This window comes from Nocardioides sp. NPDC058538 (assembly GCF_042719275.1).
Classification (GTDB): Bacteria; Actinomycetota; Actinomycetes; order Propionibacteriales; family Nocardioidaceae; genus Nocardioides.
The window spans coordinates 233,731-259,127 of record NZ_JBHXNY010000001.1 but is presented as its reverse complement, the minus strand read 5'-3'; the positions used below and the strand labels follow the sequence as shown (position 1 = coordinate 259,127).

23 protein-coding genes are annotated in these 25,397 nt (G+C 69.4%); 8 read left to right on the top strand and 15 right to left on the bottom strand.

Annotated elements, in window-relative coordinates; all coding sequences use genetic code 11:
- Nucleotides 1-62: 62 nt before the first annotated feature.
- The 5 genes from ACFWQC_RS01265 to ACFWQC_RS01245 form a co-directional block, all read right to left on the bottom strand.
- Nucleotides 63-2,102, bottom strand: coding sequence for a molybdopterin oxidoreductase family protein (locus ACFWQC_RS01265; protein ID WP_378671913.1), 2,040 nt, complete (start codon nucleotides 2,100-2,102; stop codon nucleotides 63-65).
- A gap of 422 nt (nucleotides 2,103-2,524) precedes the next feature.
- Entirely contained in the window at nucleotides 2,525-3,262 is a 738-nt protein-coding gene (locus ACFWQC_RS01260; RefSeq protein WP_378671910.1) for an ABC transporter permease, read from the bottom strand.
- Complete coding sequence (gene ccmA, locus ACFWQC_RS01255; RefSeq protein ID WP_378671908.1) at nucleotides 3,259-3,972, bottom strand: heme ABC exporter ATP-binding protein CcmA; 714 nt, start codon at nucleotides 3,970-3,972, stop codon at nucleotides 3,259-3,261. Before ccmA ends, ACFWQC_RS01260 begins: the two co-directional genes overlap by 4 nt.
- Before the next feature lie 44 nt (nucleotides 3,973-4,016).
- Nucleotides 4,017-4,610 (bottom strand): TetR family transcriptional regulator, encoded by a 594-nt coding sequence (locus ACFWQC_RS01250; protein WP_378671906.1) that lies wholly within the window; start codon nucleotides 4,608-4,610, stop codon nucleotides 4,017-4,019.
- A gap of 9 nt (nucleotides 4,611-4,619) precedes the next feature.
- Nucleotides 4,620-5,822, bottom strand: a complete 1,203-nt coding sequence (locus ACFWQC_RS01245; RefSeq protein WP_378671904.1) for a heparan-alpha-glucosaminide N-acetyltransferase domain-containing protein — start codon at nucleotides 5,820-5,822, stop codon at nucleotides 4,620-4,622.
- A 74-nt stretch (nucleotides 5,823-5,896) separates the two neighbouring features.
- On the opposite strand from ACFWQC_RS01245, the gene ACFWQC_RS01240 reads away from it, so the two are divergent.
- Nucleotides 5,897-7,102 carry an MFS transporter gene (locus ACFWQC_RS01240; RefSeq protein ID WP_378671902.1) on the top strand — a complete coding sequence of 402 codons (1,206 nt, stop codon included), beginning with the start codon at nucleotides 5,897-5,899 and terminating at the stop codon, nucleotides 7,100-7,102.
- A 22-nt stretch (nucleotides 7,103-7,124) separates the two neighbouring features.
- Here ACFWQC_RS01240 and ACFWQC_RS01235 read toward each other — a convergent pair whose 3' ends face one another.
- From ACFWQC_RS01235 to ACFWQC_RS01210, 6 genes are all read right to left on the bottom strand, one after another.
- Complete coding sequence (locus ACFWQC_RS01235; RefSeq protein WP_378671900.1) at nucleotides 7,125-7,895, bottom strand: sugar phosphate isomerase/epimerase family protein; 771 nt, start codon at nucleotides 7,893-7,895, stop codon at nucleotides 7,125-7,127.
- Nucleotides 7,896-7,906: 11 nt separating this feature from the next.
- Nucleotides 7,907-8,863 (bottom strand): Ppx/GppA family phosphatase, encoded by a 957-nt coding sequence (locus ACFWQC_RS01230; protein ID WP_378671898.1) that lies wholly within the window; start codon nucleotides 8,861-8,863, stop codon nucleotides 7,907-7,909.
- Between the two features lie 58 nt (nucleotides 8,864-8,921).
- Nucleotides 8,922-9,527 (bottom strand): hypothetical protein, encoded by a 606-nt coding sequence (locus tag ACFWQC_RS01225; protein WP_378671896.1) that lies wholly within the window; start codon nucleotides 9,525-9,527, stop codon nucleotides 8,922-8,924.
- Nucleotides 9,528-10,031: 504 nt separating this feature from the next.
- Nucleotides 10,032-10,619 (bottom strand): MarR family transcriptional regulator, encoded by a 588-nt coding sequence (locus tag ACFWQC_RS01220; RefSeq protein ID WP_378671894.1) that lies wholly within the window; start codon nucleotides 10,617-10,619, stop codon nucleotides 10,032-10,034.
- A gap of 42 nt (nucleotides 10,620-10,661) precedes the next feature.
- Nucleotides 10,662-11,924: an MFS transporter gene (locus ACFWQC_RS01215; RefSeq protein WP_378671892.1), complete on the bottom strand. Its 1,263-nt coding sequence runs from the start codon at nucleotides 11,922-11,924 to the stop codon at nucleotides 10,662-10,664.
- A gap of 163 nt (nucleotides 11,925-12,087) precedes the next feature.
- Complete coding sequence (locus ACFWQC_RS01210) at nucleotides 12,088-12,462, bottom strand: hypothetical protein (RefSeq protein ID WP_378671891.1); 375 nt, start codon at nucleotides 12,460-12,462, stop codon at nucleotides 12,088-12,090.
- 70 nt (nucleotides 12,463-12,532) lie between these two features.
- On the opposite strand from ACFWQC_RS01210, the gene ACFWQC_RS01205 reads away from it, so the two are divergent.
- The 4 genes from ACFWQC_RS01205 (at nucleotide 12,533) to ACFWQC_RS01190 (ending at nucleotide 15,580) form a co-directional block, all read left to right on the top strand.
- Nucleotides 12,533-13,294 (top strand): hypothetical protein, encoded by a 762-nt coding sequence (locus ACFWQC_RS01205; RefSeq protein WP_378671889.1) that lies wholly within the window; start codon nucleotides 12,533-12,535, stop codon nucleotides 13,292-13,294.
- 88 nt (nucleotides 13,295-13,382) lie between these two features.
- Nucleotides 13,383-14,039, top strand: coding sequence for a VOC family protein (locus ACFWQC_RS01200; protein WP_355017503.1), 657 nt, complete (start codon nucleotides 13,383-13,385; stop codon nucleotides 14,037-14,039).
- A 119-nt stretch (nucleotides 14,040-14,158) separates the two neighbouring features.
- Entirely contained in the window at nucleotides 14,159-14,749 is a 591-nt protein-coding gene (locus ACFWQC_RS01195) for a class I SAM-dependent methyltransferase (RefSeq protein ID WP_378671887.1), read from the top strand.
- Between the two features lie 66 nt (nucleotides 14,750-14,815).
- Nucleotides 14,816-15,580 (top strand): D-Ala-D-Ala carboxypeptidase family metallohydrolase, encoded by a 765-nt coding sequence (locus ACFWQC_RS01190; RefSeq protein ID WP_378671885.1) that lies wholly within the window; start codon nucleotides 14,816-14,818, stop codon nucleotides 15,578-15,580.
- 5 nt (nucleotides 15,581-15,585) lie between these two features.
- On the opposite strand, the gene ACFWQC_RS01185 is transcribed toward ACFWQC_RS01190, so the two are convergent.
- Together ACFWQC_RS01185 and ACFWQC_RS01180 are read right to left on the bottom strand one after the other, a co-directional pair.
- Nucleotides 15,586-16,824 carry an NAD(P)/FAD-dependent oxidoreductase gene (locus tag ACFWQC_RS01185; RefSeq protein ID WP_378671883.1) on the bottom strand — a complete coding sequence of 413 codons (1,239 nt, stop codon included), beginning with the start codon at nucleotides 16,822-16,824 and terminating at the stop codon, nucleotides 15,586-15,588.
- A gap of 28 nt (nucleotides 16,825-16,852) precedes the next feature.
- Nucleotides 16,853-17,890: a LacI family DNA-binding transcriptional regulator gene (locus tag ACFWQC_RS01180; RefSeq protein WP_378671881.1), complete on the bottom strand. Its 1,038-nt coding sequence runs from the start codon at nucleotides 17,888-17,890 to the stop codon at nucleotides 16,853-16,855.
- Nucleotides 17,891-18,155: 265 nt separating this feature from the next.
- On the opposite strand from ACFWQC_RS01180, the gene radA reads away from it, so the two are divergent.
- Complete coding sequence (radA, locus tag ACFWQC_RS01175) at nucleotides 18,156-19,541, top strand: DNA repair protein RadA (protein ID WP_378671879.1); 1,386 nt, start codon at nucleotides 18,156-18,158, stop codon at nucleotides 19,539-19,541.
- An 88-nt stretch (nucleotides 19,542-19,629) separates the two neighbouring features.
- Nucleotides 19,630-20,712: a DNA integrity scanning diadenylate cyclase DisA gene (disA, locus tag ACFWQC_RS01170; RefSeq protein ID WP_378671878.1), complete on the top strand. Its 1,083-nt coding sequence runs from the start codon at nucleotides 19,630-19,632 to the stop codon at nucleotides 20,710-20,712.
- Between the two features lie 184 nt (nucleotides 20,713-20,896).
- Here the strand turns inward: disA and ACFWQC_RS01165 are convergent, their stop codons facing one another.
- Entirely contained in the window at nucleotides 20,897-21,619 is a 723-nt protein-coding gene (locus ACFWQC_RS01165) for a hypothetical protein (RefSeq protein ID WP_378671876.1), read from the bottom strand.
- A gap of 74 nt (nucleotides 21,620-21,693) precedes the next feature.
- Here ACFWQC_RS01165 and ACFWQC_RS01160 point away from each other — a divergent pair, with 74 nt between their 5' ends.
- Complete coding sequence (locus ACFWQC_RS01160; RefSeq protein ID WP_378672283.1) at nucleotides 21,694-22,566, top strand: A/G-specific adenine glycosylase; 873 nt, start codon at nucleotides 21,694-21,696, stop codon at nucleotides 22,564-22,566.
- Between the two features lie 136 nt (nucleotides 22,567-22,702).
- Here the strand turns inward: ACFWQC_RS01160 and ACFWQC_RS01155 are convergent, their stop codons facing one another.
- Entirely contained in the window at nucleotides 22,703-25,291 is a 2,589-nt protein-coding gene (locus ACFWQC_RS01155) for an ATP-dependent Clp protease ATP-binding subunit (protein ID WP_378671875.1), read from the bottom strand.
- Nucleotides 25,292-25,397: the final 106 nt, after the last annotated feature.

Sequence of the window (25,397 nt, the reverse complement as noted above, 5' to 3'; positions counted from 1 at the left end):
ACGCGACTGTGTTGGTCTCGACACGCTCGCTTCGCTCGCGGCTCGACCGACGATTTCGGCGCTCATGCCGTCACCGCCGCGGCGCAGACCTTGAACTCCGGCATCCGGCTCGACGGGTCGAGGGCGTCGTTGGTGAGCTTGTTGGCGCCGACCCAGTGGAACGGTACGAAGACCGTGTCTGGGCGGATCGTGGTCACGATCCGCGCGGGTGCCTTCATCTCGCCGCGCGGGGTGCGTACGACGACCGGGTCGCCGTCGTGGGCCCCGACCCGGTCGGCCAGCAGCGGGTGGAGCTCGACGAAGGCGCCCTCGTCGGGGAGGTCCTTGATCCGCCGGGTCTGGGCACCGGACTGGTACTGGGCGAGCACCCGGCCGGTGGTCAGGTGGAGCGGGTAGTCGGCGCTCGGCTTCTCGGCCGGGCCACGGTGGGCGACGTCGATGAAGCGGGCGCGGCCGTCGGTGTGGAAGAAGGAGTCGGCGAAGAGGCGCGGAGTGCCCTCGCTCTCCTCCGGGCAGGGCCAGAAGACGCCGTCCTCGTCGCGGATGCGGTCGTAGGTGATGCCGCTGTAGTCGGCCTTGCCGCCCTTCGAGGCCGCGCGGAGCTCTTCGAAGATCTCCTCGGGATCTGTCGACCAGGTCGAGGCGGCACCGAGGCGGGTGGCGAGGCCGGTGATGATGTCGAGGTCGTTCTTGACCCCGTCGGGCGCGCTGATCGCCTGGTTGCGCAGGATGACCCGGCCCTCGAGGTTGGTCATGGTGCCGGTCTCCTCGGCCCATTGGGTCACCGGCAGGACCACATCCGCCAGCGCTGCGGTCTCGCTCATCACCATGTCGGCGACGACCAGCAGATCGAGGTCTGCCAGCCGCGACGTGATGTGGGTGGCGTTGGGGGCGGAGACGACGATGTTGGAGCCGAAGACGATGAGGCTCTTGGGTCCCTCGGGGGTGCCGAGCGCGTCGAGGAGCTCGTAGGCGGAGCGGCCCTTGCCGGGGAGGGTCTCGGGGTCGATGCCCCAGACCGCTGCGACGTGGGTCCGGGCGGCGGGGTCGTCGATCATCCGGTAGCCGGGAAGCTGGTCAGCCTTCTGGCCGTGCTCGCGGCCACCCTGGCCGTTGCCCTGGCCGGTCAGGCAGCCGTAGCCGGCGTGCGCCTTTCCGGGCATGCCGAGCGCGAGCGCCACGTTGAGCCAGGCCAGGACGGTGGCAGTGCCCTGGGCGTGCTGCTCGGCGCCGCGCGCGGTCAGGACCATGACCTTCTCCGCGTTCGCCAGCATGGAAGCCAGCTCGCGCAGCTGCACGGCCTCGACCCCACTGACCCGCTCGACCATCTCCGGCCACCAGGCAGCCACGGAGCGGCGTACGTCCTCGAAGCCTGTGGTCCGCTCGGCGATGTAGTCCTCGTCGACCGCGCCGGCCGCGTCGAGCAGGTGCAGGACGCCGAGCGCGAGGGGCAGGTCGGTGCCGGGTACCGGCTGGAGGAAGAGGTCGGCGCGCTCGCCGGTCGCGGTCAGCCGCGGGTCGATGACGACGACCTTGCCACCGTTCTCACGCAGCCGGTCGAGGTGGCGGGCCGCCGGCGGCATCGTCTCGGCGAGGTTGGAGCCGACGAGCACGCAGACGTCGGTCTTCTCGATGTCGGCCAGCGGGAACGGCAGGCCGCGGTCGACGCCGAAGGCCTGGTTGCCGGCCGAGGCCGCCGAGGACATGCACCAGCGGCCGTTGTAGTCGATCTGGGAGGTGCCGAGGGCGACCCGGGCGAACTTCCCGAGCTGGTACGCCTTCTCGTTGGTCAGCCCGCCACCGCCGAAGACGGCATTGGCGTCGGCACCGTGGGTCTCCCGCAGGTCGGCGAGCTTCGAGGCAACGAGATCGAGGGCCTCGTCCCAGGTCGCCGCGCTCCACTCCCCCGTCGCCCGGTCGCGCACCATCGGGGTGGTGAGCCGCTCGCGGCTCCCGCGCAGCCCCGCCGCCGTCCACCCCTTGCGGCACAAGGCACCCTCGTTCACCGGGAACGATCTCTCACTGACCTCCAGGCGCGGCCCTCTGCGTGAAAGGGTCATCCCGCACTGCAAGCTGCAGTAAGGACAGTGGGTGTCGGTCACGCGTACTCACACCGTTTCGGGTCGGGGACTGGCGACCTCTACATTCCGGTGTCAACGTTTCGCGTCGATCCGCCCTCCGTACCCCTTCCGTCAACTTCCGCTCACCGCCTCACAACCCGGCCGAGAAGTCACCCCCGTCGGCCGAAGCGTCAGCCCCGTCGGCCGAAGCGTCAGGCCGGTCGGTCGAAGCGTCAGCCCCGTCGGCCGAAGCGTCAGGCCGGTCGGTCGAAGCGTCAGCCCCGTCGGCCGAAGCGTCAGGCCGGTCGGTCGAAGCGTCGCTCCCGTCGGCCGAAGCGTCATCGCTGCCATCTCGGCCAACGCAAGCGACGCCTCGGCCGACGCGGGCGACCTCTCGGCCGACGCGGGCGACCTCTCGGCCGACGCGGGTGACCTCTCGGCCGACGCGGGTGACGCCTCGGCAGTTAGGGAGTACGTCGCCGCAGCGTCGCCGAGCCGAGGGCGAGGCCGGCCACGACGAACCCGGCGACGACGGCCAGGTCGGTCCAGACCTCGCCGGTGTCGGTGGAGGTGACGAGGTGGGTCATCGCGTCGACGGCGTAGGAGAGCGGGAGGACGTCGGAGATGGCCTCCAGGACCGCGGGCAGCGACTCGCGCGGTACGAGCAGGCCGCAGAGGAGGATCTGCGGGACGACGATCGCCGGCATGAACTGCACGGCCTGGAACTCGGTGGTGGCGAAGGCCGAGACGAGCAGCCCGAGCGCGGTGCCGAGGACGGCGTCGACGATCGCGACGACCACGAGCAGAGCGACCGAGCCGCTGATCTCCAGTCCCAGCAGACCCACGCTGACCCCGACGGCCACGCCGGACTGGACCGCGGCGAGCAGCCCGAACGCCAGCGCGTAGCCGAGCAGGAAGTCGCCCTTGCCCAGCGGCATCGCCAGCAGCCTCTCGAGCGTCCCGGAAGAGCGTTCGCGCAGCGTGGTCACCGAGGTGACCAGGAACATCACGATGAACGGGAAGATCGCCAGCAGGGCCGGGCCGATCCGGTCGAAGATCGGCGCGGGCGAATCCTCGTACATCCACCACAGCAGGGTCATCAGCAGCGTCGGAAGGACCACCAGCATCACCAGGGTGCGGTGGTCGCGCCGGATCTGGGCGAGGACCCGCCCGGCCACGGCCAGGGTTCGTCGCAGGCTCATCGTGCCGCTCCCTTCACCAGGGTCAGGAAGGCGTGCTCGATGTCGTCGGCGCTCGCCTTCTGCTTGATCTCGGCAGGGCTGCCGTCGGCGAGGAAGGCTCCGTCGCGCATCAGCAGCAGCCGGTCGCAGCGATCGGCCTCGTCCATCACGTGGCTGGAGACGATGACCGCCGCGCCTGCGGCGGCCAGGTCCCGAAAGGTGCCCCACAGCTGCTCGCGAAGCACCGGGTCGAGGCCGACGGTCGGCTCGTCGAGCACCAGCAGGTCCGGCGAACCGAGCAGCGCGGCGGCGAGCCCGACCCGCGAGCGCTGACCACCGGAGAGATCGCGTACGACCTGGTCCTTGTGGTCGACGAGGTCGACCGTCTCGATGGCTTCGGAGACCGACGACATCGGCGCACCGAGCACCCGGGTGAAGAACCTCAGGTTCTCGGTGACCGTCAGGTCGTCATAGACGCTGGCCGCCTGGGTGACGTACCCGATCCGTGGGCGCAGCGCGGCCGAGCCCGCCGGGCTGCCGAGGACGGTGAGGTTCCCGGTGACCTTCGCCTGCACACCGACCAGGGCCCGCATCAGCGTCGTCTTGCCGCACCCGGACGGCCCGAGCAACCCGGTGACCTCGCCTGCCCGGATGGAGAAGTCGAGGCCATGGAGGACCTCACGCTTCCCGCGCACGACTCGGAGACCGGATGCCTCCACCACGTTATTCATCACATGATGAAATGTGGCACGACGGGGCGCCGCACGCAAGAGGACTACGGCAAAGGCCCGATCAGATAGCCCTGGACCACCGGCGCGTACGTCGCCACCAGCGTGTCCACCGGAGCCGACGCGAGCGGCTCGATCCGGGCGATGTAGCGAAGCGCGACGAGCCCGACCAGCTGCGAGGCCACCAGCGTGATCCGCCGCTCGGGTTCATCGAGCTCGAGGGCCTCACTGACCGGAGCCAGGATCAGCCGGCCGAAGGCATCCGGCACCAGAGCCTTCCCCTCCGGCTCGAAAGCGCTGCGCATCAACGCCATCAGCGGGAGCCGGGACTCCTCGTCGTCCCAGACGCTCAGCAGGAGACGTACGAGCCGCTCCCCCACACCGTCGCGGCCCCCGGCGGCGACCACGGGCACGACGTCTCGTGGGTCGACGCGCAGCTCCAGCGAGGCGACGAAGAGGTCCTCCTTGGTGCCGAAGTAGTGGTGCACCAGGGCAGAGTCGACCCCGGCGGCGGTCGCGATCCCGCGGACGGAGGTCGCGGCGTACCCCTGCTGCGCGAAGCGCTGCCGAGCCGCGGCCAGGATCGCCGCCCGTGTGTCCGGCGAACCGGGCCTGCGCCCTCGCGGTGCCTTCGTGCTCATGGAAGCACGCTAACCCGACGACGGCAGCTCGGTGCGAGGCTCTGTTCGGCGCAACCAGGCCGCGGGACGGCCGACGAGCCATTCGAGCGGACCCGGACGGCCCCACGCGGTGACGACCGCGCCGATCGTCATCACGACGAGCACGTGGAAGACGTACGTGTCGGGCCTCTCCGGCGGCCAGACCGCATCGGTCTTCATCACCACGTGCAGCGTGTAGAGGGTGAGGGTCATCGTGCCGGCGCCGAACAGCACCGCCATCCCTGCCCGCCACCGGTCCGACAGCCGCAGCGCGATCATCTGGCAGGCTCCGATGGCGAACATCGAGGTGCCGATCGTCTGGGCCAGGTCGAACGGCGTGGAGGAGTGCGGCGCGACGATCAGCAGCCACTGCCAGCCACCGTCGACCGGCGTCTGCCCGTAGAGACCGTGGCTCATCGCGATCAGAGCGCCGTCGATGTCCAGCTCCGGATAGGTACGCAGCAGCACCTCGGCCACCGATGGCAGCCGGGTCAGCCTCCCCGAGAGCCAGGTGGCCGAGACGGAGATGATGACGCCACCCGTCCAGAGCATCGAGACCACGAGCCGGTTGCGCAGATCGACACGGCCGATTGCCATCCCGATCAGCACGTAGGCCAGCCATGGGACGGCCGGGTAGTAGCCGGTGAAGAGCAGCTCGGCGAGCAGCCGGCCCGGCTCCAGCAGCTGCGACGGCTCCGGGCTGGAGAACTGCCGCGGCGGCAGCAACGGCCGGATGACCTGCGACAACAGCGGCCCGACGACGATCCAGAGCACACCGAGCAGCCACAACCACCGCGCCCGCAGCCCGAGGAACGGGATGGCGAGCAGGAACAGCACCCCGTAGTAGGTCAGGATGATCGCGATGTTGGTGCCGAGCGACCCGAGCACCAGCCCGAGCGCGGCGATCAGCACGGCCCGCGCGACCAGCCCCAGCGACCGTGACGCGAGCACGCGCCCGCGCACCGGCTCCTGACGTCCGGTCATCAGCGCCAGGCTGACCCCGGCGAGCACCGCGAAGAGCGCTGCGGACCGGCCACCGGCGACGGCCTGGATCCTGGTCAGCTCCCCGGAGGCGTCGACCGGGTCGAGCACGTGCGTCGCCATCATCCCCAGCAACGCCAGGCACCGCGCCACGTCGACACCGACGAGACGCGTCGAGAGTCGATCGGACAGCCGATCCGTCAGCACTGACATCGCCCCCAGAGTAGAGATATCTCACGTACGCCGCGGCTTCACCCACCCACAACACCTGCTTTACCGTGAGAACGATGTCCGTCGATGCCTCCCTGACCCACCCGTGGGTCGGGCACGATGCCGGCAGCAGCGGCTACCGGCGGATCCTGATCGGCCTCTTCGCCGCCGGGATCGCGACCTTCGGGCAGATGTACTCCACCCAGGGCATCCTCCCCACCGTCGCGCACGCGCTCGAGGTCAACGAGGCCTCGGCCGCGCTCACCGTCTCCACCGCGACGCTCGGCCTCGCGGTCAGCGTCCTCGGCTGGTCGTGGGTCGCCGACCGCATCGGCCGGGCGCCGGCGATGAAGATCGCGCTCTCGATCTCGCTCGTCCTCGGCCTGCTCACCCCGCTCGCCCCCGGCTTCACCTCGCTCCTCGTCCTGCGCAGCCTCGAAGGCCTCGCGCTCGGCGGCGTACCCGCCCTCGCGGTCGCCTATCTGGCCGAGGAGATCCACGTACGCCACGTCAGCCTCGCCGCGGCCATCTACATCTCCGGCACCACCGTCGGCGGCCTCCTCGGCCGGGTCATCACCGGGCCGTTCGCCGACCTCGGCGGCTGGCGACTGGGCGTCACCGCCGGCGGCGTCCTCTCGGCGATCGCCGCGATCATCGCCATCACCCTGATCCCGCGCGCCCAGGGCTGGGTCCGCCCGGTCGGCAGGCCGACCACGTCCGTACGCGAGGGGGTGCTCGCCAACCTCCGCGACCCGGGCATGCTCGTTCTCTACGGGCAGGCAGCACTGCTGATGGGCGGGTTCGTGGCGACGTACAACTATCTGGGGTTCCGCCTCGAACGCGAGCCCTTCGGGCTCCCGGTGGCGATCTCGAGCCAGATCTTCTTCGCCTATCTCGGCGGCACCGTCTCCTCGTCGGTCGCGGGCCGGCTGGCCGCCACCCACGGGCGGCGAAAGGTGATGCTTACCTGCGTCGTCATCACGATCGTCGGCGTCGTGATGACCTTCCCCGACAACCTGGCGATGGTCCTGGCCGGCCTGTTCGTCCTCACCACGGGCTTCTTCGGCGCCCACGGCGTCGCTTCGGGCTGGGTCGGCGCCCGCGCCCGGGTCGGAAAGGCCCAGGCCAGCGCTCTCTACAACCTCTTCTACTACGGCGGCTCCAGCCTCTTCGGCTGGCTGCTCGGCTACGCGTACGTCGTCGGCTGGTGGGGCGTCGCCACCGCCGTCCTCGTCCTCGCCCTGACCTCGCTCACCTGGTCCTGGCTCGCCGCCCACGACTGACGGGTGCCTCGACCAGCGAAGGTCAGACCTGGAAGTGCTTCCGCGCGAACTCGAGCGACTCGCGGAGGGCCGCGACGCGCTCGGCGCGGGAGTGGGCACGTCGGGTGCTGATCTCGAGGACGATCTCGCCGTCGAACCCCGAGGCGGCCAGATGGCGCAGGAAGCGGTCGGCGCCCATGTGGCCCCGCCCGGGCACGAGATGCTCGTCCTTGGCCGAGCCGGAGCCGTCGGTGAGGTGGATGTGCCGCAGCCGCGACCCGAGCCGCTTCGCCATCTCGATCACATCGTCGCCGGCGATCGCGGCGTGGGAGAGGTCGATGGTGGTGTTGGCGTAGTCCTCGGTCGAGGGGTCCCAGTGGGGCAGGTACATCTGCGTGGCGCGCTTGGCCGCACGCCACGGATACATGTTCTCCACCGCGAACCGCAGCCCGGTCGAGCGCTCCAGCGTGGCGATCCCCTCCACGAAACCGGCCGCGTACTCGCGCTGCCAGCGGAACGGCGGATGTACGACGACCACCCCCGCACCGACCTCGACGGCCATCTCGGCCGACCGCTCGAGCTTGCCCCAGGGCTCGAAGCCCCAGACCTGCTGGGTGAACAGCAGGGTCGGCGCGTGGATCGCGACGATGGGTAGGCCGTGGTGCTCGGCGAGCTGCTTGACCGCATGGGTCTGCTGCGACAGCGCGTCGATGCCGACCATCACCTCGACCCCGTCGTATCCCACCTCGGCCGCGTAGGCGAAGCCGTGGGCGGTCGACTCGGGGTAGGTCGAGGACGTCGACAGCGAGATCATCGCGGGGCCTCCTAGTCGGACCTTCCAGAATCGGAACTGCCGATGAAGGACAGGTGGTCGAGGCGGTCGAGGATCAGACCCTCACGCAGCGCCCACGGGCAGATCTCGAAGGCGGGTACGTCGAAGATGTCGAGGCAGGCCTCGGCGACCAGCGCACCGGGCACGATCTGATGGGCCCGCGACGGGCTGACACCGGGCAGCTCGGAGAGCTCCTCGAGCGACATCTCCAACAGCTTCGGGATCCAGTCGCGCAGCTCGGCCAGCCGCAGCTCGCGGCGCACCCGCAGCCCCTCCCCGCTCGGCGCGGCACCACAGATGCGTGCGAGCGAGCGGAACGTCTTCGAGGTCGCCACCGCCATGTCCGGGTGACCGTCGCGCAGTATCTTGCCCGCGTCGTCGGCGATCGAGGCGCGGATCGACCGACGCAGCTCCCGCAGCTCCTCCTCCGTCGGGCGGTCACCGAAGTAGCTGCGCGCGAGCCGGCCGGCGCCCAGCGGCAGCGACCAGGCGACGTTCGGCTGCTCGTCCAGACCGGCCGCGATCTCCAGCGAACCGCCGCCGATGTCGAAGACGGCGAGCCGTCCGGCGGACCAGCCGAACCAGCGGCGTACGGCCAGGAAGGTCAGCCGCGCCTCGTCGTCGCCGGGAAGGACCTCGATCTCGACCCCGGTCTCGGCGTGCACGCGGTCGAGCACCTGCTGCGAGTTGCCCGCATCGCGCACCGCCGAGGTCGCGAACGCCAGCATCTCCGAGACGCCCTTCTCCTCCCCCACCGCGACCGACTCACGGGTGAAGGCGGTCAGCGCCTCGATCCCGGCCTCGGTCACCTCACCGGCCTCGTCGAGGTGCTCAGCCAGCCGCAACGGCTGCTTGAACGAGTACGCCGGTGACGGGGCCGCCCCGCCGTGGGCGTCGACCACGAGCAGGTGTCCCGTGTTCGATCCGATGTCGAGTACGCCCAGACGCATAGGTCGACTTTAGTGCCACACCGTCATCCGCGCGGAACCCATGTGCACGGACGAGGCGCTACCAGCGATCGCGCTTGTGCACCTTGTACGTCACCGGCACCTGCCATCCCAGGTGACTCGCAATCCGATCGCCTGCGTAGTCGGGGATCGAATCCTGGATCATCCCCACGACGAAGTCCGTGAAGGACAAGTCGTACGCAGTCCACTCCAGGAATCCTCGGTCGAAGACGATGATGGGCATCGAGTCGTCCGCCAAGTCCCAACAGTATTGGTTGGCTTCACTCGACACCGCCCAGCACAGCAACCTCGGCGAAGCCTCAGCGAGCCGCCCAACTTTGGGCACCGTCTCGATCTCCCAGCCGTGTTGGGCATCCCGAGTCTCGATCGCCATGTCGAAAACCCCGACATCTCCGAGATCGGCTGTGGGAGCCGCACTCGCAAGGTGGTCGCCGAGTGTCTCGGCGTCGGCATCTCGCATGGCTTCGAGGTCGGCGGTTGGGGGAGCCATGATCGACAGATGGTCACCGAGTTCCCCGGGACCCACGTCTCGCATGAAGTCGACGTAGTCCGCCGGAGGCACGCGCCCCCACTCCTCAGCAATCGCTGCCCAGTCAAAGCTCCGCGGCCGAGCATCAACCACTCGGATCAGCGATGCGATATCCATGACTGTCACTGCGATGAATCAGAACGGCCCGAGGCGCGGGAGCAGTTTCTTCATGGCCTCGACAATGCCCATCGCATCGTCCAGAGCCTGGTGGGTCTCACCAACGGTGATGGGCGCGTCACCCAGGGACGGGTACTCGGTGTCGTGCCGACGCAACCGCATCGGCCCGAACGGGCGTACCACGCCTGCGGCACGTCCCAACTGAGCCTGGACAGCCTGCTGAGTCGCCTTGTGGGCACCGATCTCCGAGCGTGCGGTCGAAGCCCCTGCTTGGCGAGAGTCGCCGTGAGCGCCTTTCGTGCTGCGTCGTAGATCAGCGGGAACGCCGAAGTCGGGTGCGTGTCCACCATCAGCTTGGCTGCTTCGAGGTGCTCGTCGGCGTGGCTCATCAGCAGATCGGCATGCTCGGTCGACGGGGCGACCCGCTCGAGATCACCGTGATCGATCATCGTCTCGATCTCTGCGTCGCCCTGGGGCCAGTGTCCGGGCACCGCTTCAGGCTGATCAGTCATCGCCGCTTCCCATCAGATGAACGAGAGGACGGGCCAGGATCGTCGCCTTGAAGGAGCCCCCGTCAGCCGTCCACGCCTCCGGCGTCACCACACGGTAGTTCACCTCGCGGCGCAGCGTGCGCTCGACAGGCTCGATCGCCTCGAACAGCTCGTCGCGGTCGGGGGTGCCGATCACCAGCAGGTCGATGTCACCAGGCACGGCGCCTGGCTGTTGGGCATAGCGAGCCGCCCACGAGCCGTGGATGATGGCCTCATCGATCCCCGACACCTGTTCGAGTGCCTCTCGGAGAAGGCCGACGGGCCCGAAGGTCAGCGCCATGACTTCAGCCAGCGGGCGGTACAGCGGATGGTCCGTGGTAGGAGCGACGGCCCGATTGCGCCCACGTGCCGTGCTCTGGACCAGGCCCGCTTCCTCGAGACGATCGACTTCGCGCTTGACGGTCGGCACCGTCGTACCGACCGCCGCTGCAATCTCGGACAGACTCGGCTGCTCGTCGGGGTGTAGCAACACCCACGCCAGCACTTCTCCCTGCAGCCGCGAACGCAGCAGCGGCAGTAGAGTCGGACTCGACGTTTTCATAAAACGAACCATACCGTGCGTTTTACGAAAAGGTCACCCCGTTCAGCGGTCGGCGGTAGCCACCGCGCGCTCGGGGCGGGGAGCCGCAGCGGGCACAGGCCGCTCACCGATCCGAGCGTTGACGACCCCGGCGAGCACGACCACGAGCGCGGCGGCGGCCGGCAGGAGCAGGGCAGCGTCGGTGCCCCAGCGTTCGGCGATGCCGCCGGTGACCGCGGAGGCCAGCGACTGGCCGAGGATCACCGCGGAGCCGAGCAGGGTCATCACGGTGGCCGACCGGCCGACCGGGCTGCGGCGGGCGCCGAGGCCGTACTGCGTGACCAGGGTCGGCCCGATGCCGAGGCCGATGACGAGCAGGGCGAGCACCATCCCGGTCACCGAGGAGACGGCCGGCAGTGCGAGGGCACCCGCGAACATCACACCACCGAAGACCAGCCAGCGTGCGGCCGAGGTGAAGGCCACCGGAAAGACGGCGACGCCCAGCGCCAGCGCGGCCGACCCGACGCCCATCGCGGCGTAGACCAGGCCGGCCTCCTCGGGGCGCCCGTGGTCGGCCATGAAGGCGGTCAGCGAGGTGAGCATCGAGCCGAAGAAGAGCCCGACACCGAGGATGCCGACCACGATGACGACCACGCGCGGACGGGCGAGCTCACGCACGGAGCCGGCAGCCGGCGTACGGCCGGACGAGGCCTGTGCGGTCGCGGCGCTCGGGTGGAGGGCGAAGGCGGAGACGAAGACCAGGGTGAGCACCGCGGCGGCGACGACCGGCGCCCACGGGTCGATCGTCACGGCGAGGACGCCCGCGACGACCGGACCGACGATGAAGACGATCTCGTCGGCCGCCGACTCGTAGGCCATGGTCGAGTTGATCACCCGCACCCGACGTCCCGGGACGATGCACGCGGAGATGATCGCCATCAGCCGGGACCGCGACAGCGGCGCAATCTGCGGGGCGGTCGCACCGACCAGGAAGGCCACCGCCAGCACGGCCGCGTCGGGCAGCGGGCTGTAGACCACCCAGGCCATCGCGGCCAGCATCGCGCTGCTCGCGACGCCGACCACCAGCAGCACCCGCCGCTGGCCGAACCGGTCGACAGCGGCGCCGAGGAGCGGGCCGCACGACGCGGCTCCGATCCCGACCATCGCCGAGTTCAGACCGCCGAGCGCCAGCGAGTCGCGGCCCGCGACGACCAGCGTCAGCACACCGACGACCATCATCGCGTACGGCATCCGCGCGACCAGCGCGAGTGGGAAGTACGTCCCTCCGACGGCGCGCACCAGACTCTGCTCGCCCTGCACTGACATCTCTTTCAAACCTCCCGCTGCGAACCGCGGCTCTGTGCCGCCTTGGTCCGCCGGCGGGGCCAGCGCGAGGTGATACACACAATGGATACGGAGCGGTGGCTCCGTACCCACAAGAATACGCCGCCCGCAGCGCCCGTCCGGAATCGCCGCTGAGTCGTCTCCGTCACTGTTCGAGGTCGACCACGCCCTTGCCGCTGAGGATGTCGAGCGGCACCGAGACCTGGTCGTGGGCGATCACCCAGGTCCCGACGTGCTGGAGCGGCGGCTCGACGTCGAAGGAGACGACATCGGAGGTGTATGGCTCCCGCAGGGTGTCGATGGCGTTCTTCAAGACCCGGGCAGCAACGGGACGCGATCGCCTCGCCCGGCGTCTGGATGACGACGGTCGCCAGCCGGCTGTCTGGATGGAGATCGCCGCTCGCGGCCCGGCGGTGACCTGCGCGAATGCTCGGTCAACGACCAGCCCGGCCTGGTCGGAGAGCTGGACGGCGCCACCGTCTCCGTCTACGCCTTCGACGTCGCCGACGACCGCACGCAACCCCGAGAAGCTGCGTCCGTGGAGCGCTCGGTGAAGCGTCGGACGTCGATCGACCGCGTAGGCTTGGCAGGTGCCTGAGGTACCCCTGGATTTCCCGCGTGCGTGGGTGGAGTTCGTGAACCCCGACGACCCGGACGAGCGGATGCGCTGCGACCTGACCTGGTTGACGTCGGCGTACTCCTGCATCTTCGGCAACGGCTGCCCGGGGATGTTCAAGAGCTCACCGGACGTGGGGTGCTGCACGCTGGGGGCGCACTTCGCGGACGAGGAGGACGAGGCCCGGACGGCGGGATTCGTCCAGAAACTGACCCCTGAACTGTGGGAGCAGCACCCGGGGCGTGCGGTGAAGGCCGACGACTGGGTCGAGCTCGACGACGAAGGCGAGCGGAAGACCCGGGTAACGGAGTTTCGCGGGCAGGAGTCGTGCGTCCTGGCCAACCGGCCGGACTTCGCCGGCGGATCGGGCTGTGCGCTGCACATCTTGGCCGCCAAGGAGGGCCGGGAGCACTTCGAGACGAAGCCGGACGTGTGCTGGCAGCTGCCGATCCGGCGTACGTTCCGGGATGTCGAGCTCACCGACGGAACGCAATACACCGAGGTGACGATCACGGAGTACGACCGGCGCGGCTGGGGCCCCGGCGGCCACGATCTCGACTGGTACTGCTCCGGCAACACCGAGGCACACGTCGCCGTCGAGCCCGTCTACCTCACCAACCAGGCCGAGCTGACCGAGCTGATGGGCAAGGCGGCGTATGCCGAGCTCGTCCGTCACTGCGAGGCACACGTCCGGTCGAGGTCCGCGCTGGCGCTCCATCCCGCCAGCCCGCGCTGAGCAAGACTGAACCCCAGGGTGTATCTCGATATCAAGAGATAGTGACCCTGGATTGGTCTCTCTCTCAGCGAGAGTTCAGAATCGTTACATGCGCCTGGACCATGTTTCGTACGCTGCAGGACCCGATGGCTTGGTACAGACCGCCAAGCAGCTCGGTGAGCTGCTCGGCCAGGAGTTCGTCGACGGCGGCGTCCACCCTCGCTTCGGCACCCGCAACTACATCCTCCCGATGCGCGGCGGCCTCTACCTCGAGGTCGTCGAGGCACTCGAGCACCCGGCCAGCGACAAGGCCCCGTTCGGGCAGGCCGTCAAGGCCCGCTCCGCTCTCGGTGGCGGCTGGATCGGCTTCGTGGTCGGCGTCGACGACATGACCCCGATCGAGGAGCGGCTCGGCCGCAAGGCGGTTCCCGGCAACCGTCACCTCCCCGACGGCCGCGAGCTCCACTGGCAGCAGATCGGCATCAACGGCCTGATCGCCGACCCGCAGCTGCCCTACTTCATCAAGTGGGAGACCCCCGACCTCCACCCCGGCAACGCCGGCTCCGACATCACCCTCACGTGCCTGGAGATCTCCGGGGACCCCGAGCGGGTCAAGGACTACCTCGGTGACGAGCTGAAGGAACGCGTCGATCCCTGGACCGGCAAGCCCGCCGAGAACGTCCACATCGACTGGGTCGCCGAGCACGGCACCCCCGGTCTCCTGGCCGCGCAGTTCGTCACGCCCCGCGGCGAGGTCCGGATCTGACCAGGCTCGACCTGCCGGGGGCTACGGGAACGATCCCGAGTCCGAACATCTGGAACCACACCGCGACGTACGAGATCGAGAACCGTGCGCTCGACCCGCACGGCCGGCTCTGGGCGGCCATGGCCGAGACCGGACTCTGGGCCGGACGCGACGTCCTCGACCTGGGCTGCGGGACCGGGTTCTACCTGCCTGAGTTCGCTGGGACCGCCCGCACCGTCACCGGCATCGAGCCCCATCCGGATCTCGTGACGTTGGCCCGTCGGCGTACGAAGCGACTCCCGAACGTCACCGTCCACAACGGGGTCGCCCAACGGCTGCCGCTGCCGCCGGCTTCCGTCGACGTCATGCACGCCCGCTGGGCCTACTTCTTCGGCCCCGGCTCGGAGCCGGGGCTCGGCGAGCTCGACCGGGTGATGCGTCGCGGCGGCGTGGCGATGGTGATCGACAACGACGGCTCCCGGTCGAGCTTCGGCGCGTGGTTCCGCCGCGGCTATCCGAAGGTTCCGCCGCCCGAGGAGCAGGAGCGGTTCTGGTCGATGCACGGCTGGACACGCGTCCCCGTCGACATGGACTGGTCCTTCGGCTCGCGTGCGGATCTGGAGGCGGTCGTACGCATCGAGTTCGACGCCGCCACCGCGGCCGCGATCCTGGAAGAACACCAGGGGACGTATGTCGACTACGCGGTGAACCTCTGGTGGAAGCGTTTCTGAATCACCGCACGCGGCCGAGGAAAAAACGTGACCATTGAGACTCCCCCCAAGGAAAGGAGTTTCACCATGCACCACTTCCCACGTCTCGGGCGTCGGCTCGGCACGGTCATCGGCACCCTCCTTCTCACGGTCGCGGCCTCCCTCGCCGCGGTCAGCGTCACGGCCGCGCCGGCTCACGCCGACGCCTGCTACACCTGGAGCGGCACCCTGCAGCAGGGGTCCTCGGGCGGCGCGGTCACCCAGCTGCAGATCCGGGTCGCTGGATGGGCGGCCTCCGGCACGGTCTTCTCGATCGACGGCTCCTACGGCCCGGCGACGACGACCGCGGTCCGCAACTTCCAGGCCGCCTACGGGCTCTCGGCCGACGGAGTCGCCGGGTCGAACACGTTCAACAAGATCTACGCGCTCCAGGACGACGACTGCACCCCGATCCACTTCGCGTGGAGCGAGGTCGACGACGTCTGCTACGGCGGCTGGCCGACGCCGATCTCCGGAGTGACGGTCGCACAGGTCAAGGCCAACCTGATGCAGGCGATGTGGCGAGCCGAGGCGATCCGGCACCGGCTCGGCGACAACCCGCTGCGGGTGACCTCGGCCTACCGCTCGAGGGCGTGCAACGATGCCGTCGGCGGCGCCTCCAACAGCAACCACCTCTACGGACGGGCCATGGATCTGGTGCCCGGCAGCAGCGCGACGACCATGTGCGGCATCGCCCGAGCCTCACGCCAGTCGTTCCCGCAGGTGCTCGGGCCGGGCTACCCCGACCACAGCGACCACATCCACCTCGGCATCCAGTCGAGCGTCTTCCACAGCGCCTCGCAGTGCTTCTGACCCTCTCAGGGTGACTCGGTGAGCTGGTCGGGATCGGCATCGGTCCCGACCAGCTCGCGGAGCTTGTCGTTGACGTCCCAGATCCCGACGTTCATCCCGGCGGTCACGGTCGCACCGCGCCGCCAGTAGGCGATGAACTCGTCACCGTCGGTGTTGCCGCGGAGCAGCACCTCGTCCTCGGGCGCGGAGCGGCCGACGTACTCCATCGAGAACTCGAACTGGTCGGTGAAGAAGTAGGGCTGCCAGTCGTAGGCGCCACCCTTGCCCAGCATCGACCGGGCCGCCAGCCGGCCCTGCCGGATCGCGTTGTCCCAGTGCTCGACCCGTAGCGGGCCGTGCACGGTGTGCTTCGCGAGCGCGGCGTCGCCGGCGGCGAAGACCCTCGGATCAGACGTACGCAGCCCCTCGTCGACGACGATGCCGTCGCCGACCTCGAGGCCGGCCGCCGCGGCCAGCTCTGTGGCCGGTGCCGCGCCGACGGCGACGAGGACGATGTCGGCGGGGATCTCGCCTTCGCTGGTGCGTACGGCTCCCGGCTCGATCGCCTCGACGGTCGTCCCGGTGTGGATCTCGACGCCGTGTCGGGCGTGGAGACCGGCGACGTGCTCGGCGAGCACAGGGCCGAGGACGTTGAGCAGCGGCCGCGCGGCCGCTTCGAGCACGACCGCCCTCCCGCCGAGCGCGGTCACCGACGCCGCGACCTCGAGCCCGATCCAGCCGCCGCCGACCGTGACGACCCGGGTGCCGGGCTCGATCGCGTCCTTGAGGCGGCGGGCGTCCTCGACGGTGCGGAGGGTCATCGCGTTCTCGATGCCGGGGATCGGCGGCATCTTCGGCTCGGCGCCGGTGGCCAGGAGCAGGGTGCCGAAGGGCAGCTGCTCGCCGTTGTCGAGGGAGACGGTGCCGTTGTCCAGGTCGAGGGCGGTGGCGGTGGTGCCGGTGAGGACGGTGACGTCCTTCTCGGCGTACCACTCCTCGTCGTGGGAGAGATTGAACTTCTTGGCGCCGGCCAGGAAGTCCTTGGAGAGCTGCGGTCGCTCGTACGGCAGCTCAGGTTCCTTCCCGACCAGGGTCAGGCGGCCGGCGTACCCCTCGTCACGAAGGGTTTCGATGGCGCTGACCGCTGCGAGACCAGCACCGATGACGACGATGTCCTCCGCGCTTCGCGCGATTACTCCCTCGCTCGGCGCGAGCGGACGAGCAAGCTCGCCGCTCGACCTCGCTCCGTTCGTCTCAGTTCCCATGAGGCCATCGTCGCGCAGATCAGTCGTTCTATGAAGACCCTCGCACCGTCAGGGCGGGCTTCAGCATCACGCCGGGCGCGGCGTACGACGGAGTGGCGAGGAGCTGCTCGAGCGCCTTGACCAGCTCGCGCGCGGCCTCCTCCAGCGGAGGACGTACGGAGGTGATGCCCGGCGGCACCGTCTGAGCGACCTGGGAGTCGTCGAAGCCGACGACCGCGATGTCCTCGCCGAGGCGGAGTCTTCTTTCGAAGAGGGCGTGGAGCACGCCCATGGCGAGCGTGTCGGAGGCGCAGACGAGCGCGGTGGGCTCGGTCTCGTCGAGGATCGCGTCGGCGGCGGCCTTGCCCGAGCTGATCGAGTCCTCGGTGCGCGAGGCCAGGCCGGTGGTCGAGAGGCCGTGGGTGTGCATCGCGTGGATCCAGCCGCTCCGTCTCTCCTCGCCCAGGAGCGAGTCCTTGTGCCAGCCGATCCAGGCGATCTTGGAGTGACCGCGCTCGATCAGGTGCTCGGTGGCGATCTCGGCACCGTAGGCGAGGTCGACGTCGACCCAGGGATGCTTGGCGTCGGGCTGGGTCCAGGGTCTTCCGAACGAGACGAATCTTGCTCGGCGGGACTGCAGCCAGGTCGTCTGCTGGCCACCGAGGTGGGTGTCGGTCACGACGAACGCGTCGACCGCGGTCGACCTGAGCAGCTCGTCGTAGCCGTCGAGCGGGTCGGCGGGGTCACCGTAGAAGAGGAGCACGTGGTAGCCGGTATCGGCCGCGGCCTCGACGAAGGAGTGCACGAAACGGTCCATCATCGCGTTGGCCGTGCCCTCCTGGAGGGCGGGCATCCGCAGGCCGATCAGGTGGCTCGCTCGCGTGCGCAGGCTGCGCGCGGCGCGGTTGGGCTGATAGCCGAGCTTGTCGATCGCGTCCTGCACCCTGGCCAGGGTGTCGGCACGCAGCAGATCGGGGTTGTTGACCGCGTTCGAGACCGTCTGCCGGGACACGCCGGCCAGCTCTGCGACGTCCGCCAGGGTCGGCGGAGCGGCCGAGATATGACCGCCGGAACGCGGCACCGCCACGCTCTGCCTCCCTTGATGCCGATGTGGAACTCTGGATCGTTCCAAGCCATGGTAACGAAGGCCGTCCTGTTGGGATGCTTTCGGGCTCATCTCGCTCCCGGTCCTCGGCCAGGTCTCGACCCGCTTCGCGGGTTCGCAAGCTCACCCGCTGCGCTCGCTCGACCTCCTCCCGTTGCGTCCCCGCTCGTTCCCTTCGACAAGCTCAGGACATCGCCTCGCGGGAACGCAGGCTCGGATGTCGGTGGTGTGCTCTAAGTTGCTGGGCATGGCTACCGCTCGCTCGTCCAAACGCGCCACCTACCGCTGCTCCGAGTGCGGTTGGGAGACCGCGAAGTGGGTCGGTCGCTGCGGCGAGTGCCAGGCGTGGGGGTCGGTCGCCGAGGCGGCGGCTCCGATCGGACGTACGCAGGCGGCTCCGGTCTCCACCGCGGCGGTGCCGATCGGGACCGTGTCGGTGACCGAGTCGGAGCGGCGTACGTCGGGAGTGCCGGAGCTCGACCGGGTCCTCGGTGGCGGGCTGGTGCCGGGCGCCGCGATCCTGCTGGCCGGCGAGCCGGGTGTCGGGAAGTCGACGCTGCTGCTCGAGGTGGCGGCGCAGACGGCGCGCTACGGACGCCGCGCGTTGTACGTGACAGGCGAGGAATCCGCCTCGCAGGTGCGACTGCGGGCCGACCGGACCAACGCGATCCAGGACGAGCTCTATCTCGCCGCCGAGACCGATCTCGGTGCCGTGCTGACCCACATCGAGGAGAGCCGGCCCGAGCTGATCGTGGTCGACTCGGTGCAGACCATCGGCGCATCCGGGGTCGAGGGCGTTCCCGGCGGGGTGACCCAGGTCCGCGAGGTGGCGGCGGCCCTGATCCGGGTGGCCAAGACCCGCAACATCACGACCGTCGTGGTCGGCCACGTGACCAAGGACGGGGCGATCGCCGGGCCGCGGGTGCTGGAGCACCTGGTCGACGTGGTCCTCCACTTCGAGGGCGCCCGCGACTCACGGTTCCGGATGGTGCGGGCGATGAAGAACCGCTTCGGCCCGATCGACGAGGTGGGCTGCTTCGACCTGTCCTCGGAGGGCATCGTCGCGGTCACCGACCCGTCGGGCCTCTTCGTGGAGACCCATCACGTCTCGGTCCCCGGCACGTGCGTCACCGTGACGATGGAGGGTCGCCGGCCGCTGCTCGCCGAGATCCAGGCGCTGACCGTGCTGGGCGCGGAGGAGCGGGCGAAGCGTACGACCTCGGGGTTGGACGGCTCCCGGCTCGCGATGATCCTCGCCGTGCTGCAGCGCCACGCGAGGGTCGGTCTCTCCGGTCGCGACGTGTTCGCCTCGACCGTAGGAGGGGCCCGGATCAGTGACCCGGCCGCCGACCTGGCGATGGCGCTCGCGGTCGCCTCGAGCCACACCGGCACGCCGACGCCACGCGGGGTGGTCGCGCTCGGCGAGATCGGCCTCGCCGGCGAGCTGCGCCGGGTGCGCGATCTCGACCAGCGGCTCTCCGAGGCGGCACGACTCGGGTTCACCGTAGCCGTCGTCCCGGCCGATCCTGGGGCGCCCGTGCCCAACCGCCCCAATGAGCGGGAAGTCGACGGGATGCGTGTCTTTGAGGTGCACAGCATCAGTGCCGCACTGGAATTCCTCCGCTTGGTGTGATCGGCTTGGTGACTCGTGGCCGAACGTTCTCGGCATTACGGTTGGATCCACGGTTAGAATCACCCCATCCCACTCCGAAAGGATTCTCGTGCCCGCCGACCGCACCGCGGACTCCATCCGACTGCGCGAGACGCTTGCTCTGATCGCGCCCGGGACACCGCTGCGTGACGGGCTCGAGCGGATCCTCCGCGGCCGCACCGGCGCGCTGATCGTGCTCGGCCACGACAAGATGGTCGACGGCATCGCGACCGGTGGCTTCACCCTCGACGTACCGTTCACCTCCACCGGCCTGCGTGAGCTCGCCAAGATGGACGGGGCGATCATCGTCGACGACTCGCTGAGCCGGATCGTCCAGGCCGCGGTCCACCTGATGCCCGACCACACCATCCCCTCGACCGAGACCGGCACCCGGCACCGCACCGCCGACCGGGTCGCGAAGCAGACCGGTCGCCCGGTGATCTCGGTGTCCCAGTCGATGCAGATCATCGCCGCGTACGTCGGGGAGACCCGCCACGTCCTCGAGGACTCCGGTCAGATCCTCTCCCGTGCCAATCAGGCGCTGGCGACCTTGGAGCGCTACAAGCTGCGCCTCGACGAGGTGGCCTCCACCCTGTCGGCGCTCGAGATCGAGGATCTGGTGACGGTGCGCGACGTGGCCGTCGTGGCCCAGCGCCTGGAGATGGTCACCCGCATCGCCCGCGAGATCGAGGACTATGTGCTCGAGCTCGGCACCGACGGCCGGCTGCTGTCCCTTCAGCTCGAGGAGCTCATCACCGGCGTCGACGCTGAGCGCGAGATGGTCATCCGTGACTACCTCCCCCGCGGCCGTCGTTCCCGCAGCCCCGAGGAGCTGCTGGCCGAGCTCGAGGCGCTCAACTCCGCCGAGCTCGTCGACCCCGCCGCCACCGCCCGGGTCCTGGGCCTGACCACCTCCGACGCTCTCGACGGCGCCGTCGCCCCGCGCGGCTACCGCCTCCTCGCGAAGGTCCCCCGCCTCCCACCGGCCGTCGTCGACCGCCTAGTCGACCACTTCGGCACCCTGCAGAAGCTCCTCTCCGCCAGCGTCGACGATCTCCAGGCCGTCGAGGGCGTCGGCGAGCTCCGCGCCCGCTCCGTACGCGAGGGCCTCTCCCGCCTCGCCGAGTCCACCATCCTCGAACGCTACGTCTGACGAAGCCCCGCCGAGGCGTCAGCCCGGTCGGTCGAGGCGTCAGCCCGGTCGGACGAAGCGTCAGTTACGTCGGTCGAAGCGTCACTTACGTCGGTCGAGTTGGCACGGGCTGCCAACTCGGCCGACCTAAGTGACGTCTCGGCCGACCTAAGTGACGTCTCGGCCGACGGGGGTGACGCCTCGGCTATCGGCTGACCGGGGAGTCGGGTTCCGTACGCGACAGGGCTGTGCCCGGCTTGTAGAGGCCGAAGGTGGCCGATGACGGTTCGCCACCGAGGGCGGAGGCGACGATCACGAAGAAGTTGGGCTTCACCCACGGGCCGTGGCCGGTGCACTCGCCGGCGACCACACGTCGTCCGCTCCAGGTCAGGGGCAGCGTGGTGACGACGTCGCGGCGTACGACGATCTCCTTGGTCGGCACCGCCTTGGCGCAGTCGACCGTCGACCAGACCAGATCGCCGCCCTTCTGCGAGATGCGCACCTGCAGCGCGTCCGCGGACAGCTTCCAGGTGCACGCAGACGCCTTCACGGTGCGCAGCTGGAGCGGGATGGTCACGTTGTCGTAGGAGTAGGCGTCGGTGACTGCCGGCTCGACGACGATGTCGGAGGGCGAGCACTCGCCGGTCGGCTCCGGCGGCGCGCTGCTCTTCGGCTTCTTGGGCTTGTTGTTGCCGCCCGCGCTGCCCGCCTCCTTCGACGGCTTCGCACTCGGTGTCGGGGTGACCGTCACGGTCGCCGTGGGCTCGTCGGCCACGGGGGTCGCGGTGTCGTCCGCGCCGTCGGAACCACTGAGGAAGAACCGCGAGATCCCGACGATCAGGAGCAGAACGATGCTGAGCACCGCCAGTCGCCGGCGCCAGTAGACCGAGGCCGGCAGCCGTCCTCCAGTCCTTCTCGAGCGGGCCATAGGCGACACCGTAATGATCTCGTGCCCGGGTTTCGGGGTGCCACTCCGTGGCAATACCTGTCGCACGGCACAATCTGGGTGTGACAGTTCTCCACGACGCCGTCCTGGACTGGTACGACGCCAACGCCCGCGACCTCCCGTGGCGCTCCGCGACCGCGACACCGTGGTCGGTGATGGTCAGCGAGTTCATGCTCCAGCAGACCCCGGTCTCCCGCGTGCTCCCCATCCACGAAGCCTGGATGGAGCGCTGGCCGACCCCGGACGGCCTGGCCGCGGAGCCGACCGGCGAGGCCGTACGCGCCTGGGGCCGTCTCGGCTACCCACGCCGGGCGCTGCGGCTGCACGCGGCTGCCACCGCCATCGTCGAGCAGCACGGCGGCGAGGTGCCCGCCACGTACGACGACCTGATCGCGCTCCCGGGCGTCGGCGACTACACCGCGGCGGCGATCGCGACCTTCGCCTACGGCAAGCGCCACGTTGTCCTCGACACGAACGTACGCCGCGTCTTCGCCAGGACGCTGAGCGGCGTCGAGTTCCCCGCGCAGTCGGTGAACAAGGCCGAGCGCGAGCTCGCCGCCGGCGTACTCCCGCAGGACGAGCCGACCGCCGCCACCTGGTCGGTCGCCGTCATGGAGCTCGGCGCCCTCGTCTGCACCGCCGCCAACCCGTCCTGCGCCCGATGCCCGGTCGCGGACCAATGCGCCTGGCGCGCGGCCGGCCACCCGGCCTACGACGGACCGCCTCGCAAGGTCCAGACCTGGGCCGGTACCGACCGCCAGTGCCGCGGCCGCCTGATGGCCGTTCTCCGCGACGCCGACTCCCCCGTGCACCGCAGCCGTCTCGATGTCGTCTGGTCCGACGAAACCCAACGCCAACGGGCCCTAGAAGGCCTCCTGAAAGACAACCTGGCCACCGAGGTGGAACCAGACTTCTTCGCCCTCCCCTAACCCCGCCGAGAAGTCGTTTTCCGACAGCGAAAGGTCACTTTTGAAGCGCTGGAAGAGAAACGACGCCGAGTGGCCAGAATTTCTGGCCACTCGGCGTCGATAACTGACTTCTCGACGTCAGGAAGTGACGTCTCGGTTACTCGCCTTCGGCGGGCTTGGGCTTGTCCACCGTCGTCGGCTCGTCCTGGTCGGGGAGCTCGATATCGGAAACGGTCGCGCCCTCCAGCGGGGGTACGTCCGGGACGACGGAGCGCTTCTGGCCGGTGAAGGTGAACTGCGCGGCAGCGCCCTCACCCTCGACGTCGACCAGCACGATCTCGCCGGGGCCGATGTCTCCGTAGAGCATCTTCTCGGCAAGCACGTCCTCGAGCTCGCGCTGGACCGTGCGGCGCAGCGGGCGAGCACCCAGGACCGGGTCGAAGCCGCGCTCGGCGAGCACCTTCTTCGCGGCCGTGGTGAGCTCGATGCCCATGTCGCGGTCCTTGAGGCGGACCTCGACGGCGGCGATCATGTTGTCGACCATCGCGACGATCTGCTCCTGCGACAGCGGCGGGAACACGATGACCTCGTCGACACGGTTGAGGAACTCGGGACGGAAGTGCTGCTTGAGCTCGTCCGAGACCTTGGACTTCATCCTCTCGTAGGAGCCCGCGACGTCGCTGGCCTGGGAGAAGCCCAGGTTGACCGACTTCGCGATGTCCCGCGTGCCGAGGTTGGTGGTCATGATGATCACGGTGTTCTTGAAGTCGACCACCCGGCCCTGGGAGTCGGTCAGGCGACCTTCCTCCAGGATCTGCAGCAGCGAGTTGAAGATGTCCGGGTGAGCCTTCTCGACCTCGTCGAAGAGGACCACGGAGAACGGCTTGCGGCGCACCTTCTCGGTGAGCTGGCCTCCCTCCTCGTAGCCGACGTAGCCCGGAGGCGAGCCGAAGAGCCGCGAGACGGTGTGCTTCTCGCCGAACTCCGACATGTCGAGCTGGATCAGCGCGTCCTCGTCACCGAAGAGGAACTCGGCGAGCGTCTTGGACAGCCACGTCTTACCGACACCGGAGGGACCGGCGAAGATGAACGAACCGCCGGGGCGCTTCGGGTCCTTCAGGCCGGCACGGGTGCGTCGGATGGCACGGGACAGCGCCTTGACCGCCTGGTCCTGGCCGATGACGCGCTTGTGGAGCTCGTCCTCCATGCGCAGCAGTCGAGCGGACTCCTCCTCGTTGACCTGCACGATCGGGATGCCGGTCGCGACGGCGAGGACCTCGGCGATGAGCTCCTCATCCACCTCGGCGACCTCGTCCATGTCGCCGGCACGCCAGGCCTTCTCACGCTCGGCCTTCTTGGCGATGAGCTGCTTCTCCTCATCGCGCAGACGGGCCGCGGCCTCGAAGTCCTGGCCGTCGATCGCGGCCTCCTTGCGCTGGCGCACGTCGGCGATCTTGTCGTCGTACTCCCGCAGGTCGGCGGGGGCCGTCATCCGGCGGATGCGCAGGCGCGAGCCGGCCTCGTCGATCAGGTCGATCGCCTTGTCCGGCAGGAACCGGTCGGAGATGTAGCGGTCGGCCATGGTGACCGCGGCGACCAGGGCCTCGTCGGTGATCGTGACCCGGTGGTGGGCCTCGTAACGGTCGCGGATGCCCTTGAGCATCTCGATCGCGACCGCGATCGTCGGCTCCGGCACCTGGATCGGCTGGAAACGACGCTCGAGAGCGGCGTCCTTCTCCAGGTACTTCCGGTATTCGTCCAGCGTCGTCGCACCGATGGTCTGCAGCTCACCGCGAGCCAGCATCGGCTTCAGGATGCTCGCCGCGTCGATCGCGCCCTCGGCCGCACCGGCACCGACGAGCGTGTGGATCTCGTCGATGAACAGCACGATGTCGCCACGGGTCTTGATCTCCTTGAGCACCTTCTTCAGGCGCTCCTCGAAGTCACCGCGGTAACGCGAACCCGCCACGAGCGCGCCCAGGTCGAGCGTGTAGATCTGCTTGTCCTTGAGCGTCTCCGGAACGTTGCCCTTGACGATGTCCTGGGCCAGGCCCTCGACGATCGACGTCTTGCCGACGCCGGGCTCGCCGATGAGGACCGGGTTGTTCTTCGTACGCCGCGACAGCACCTGCATCACGCGCTCGATCTGGCCTTCGCGACCGATGATCGGGTCGAGCTTGCCCTCGCGGGCGTCCTGGGTGAGGTTGCGGCCGAACTGGTCGAGCACGAGGCTGGAGGAAGGCGCCTCGGTCGAGGTCGTGCCGGTCGACGCCGTCGCGCCGGAGGTGCCGGCCTGGCCCTCCTTGCCCTGGAAGCCCGAGAGCAGCTGGATGACCTGCTGGCGGACCCGGTTGAGGTCGGCGCCGAGCTTCTGCAGCACCTGGGCGGCGACGCCCTCGCCCTCACGGATGAGGCCGAGCAGGATGTGCTCGGTGCCGATGTAGGAGTGGCCGAGCTGCAGCGCCTCGCGCAGGGACAGCTCGAGCACCTTCTTGGCACGCGGCGTGAACGGGATGTGTCCGGACGGTGCCTGCTGGCCCTGGCCGATGATCTCCTCGACCTGGTTGCGCACCGCCTCGAGCGAGATGTCGAGGGACTCGAGGGCCTTGGCGGCGACGCCTTCTCCCTCGTGGATCAGGCCGAGCAGGATGTGCTCGGTCCCGATGTAGTTGTGGGAGAGCATGCGGGCCTCTTCCTGGGCCAGCACGACCACCCGGCGGGCTCGGTCAGTGAACCGCTCGAACATGTACGCATCTCTCCTAAGAATTCTGGGGCGTCACCAAGATTCAACCCCGCAGACAGCCTACGCGTTCCCGACAACACAACGCGATCCGTGCGCTGAGAGCGAACAC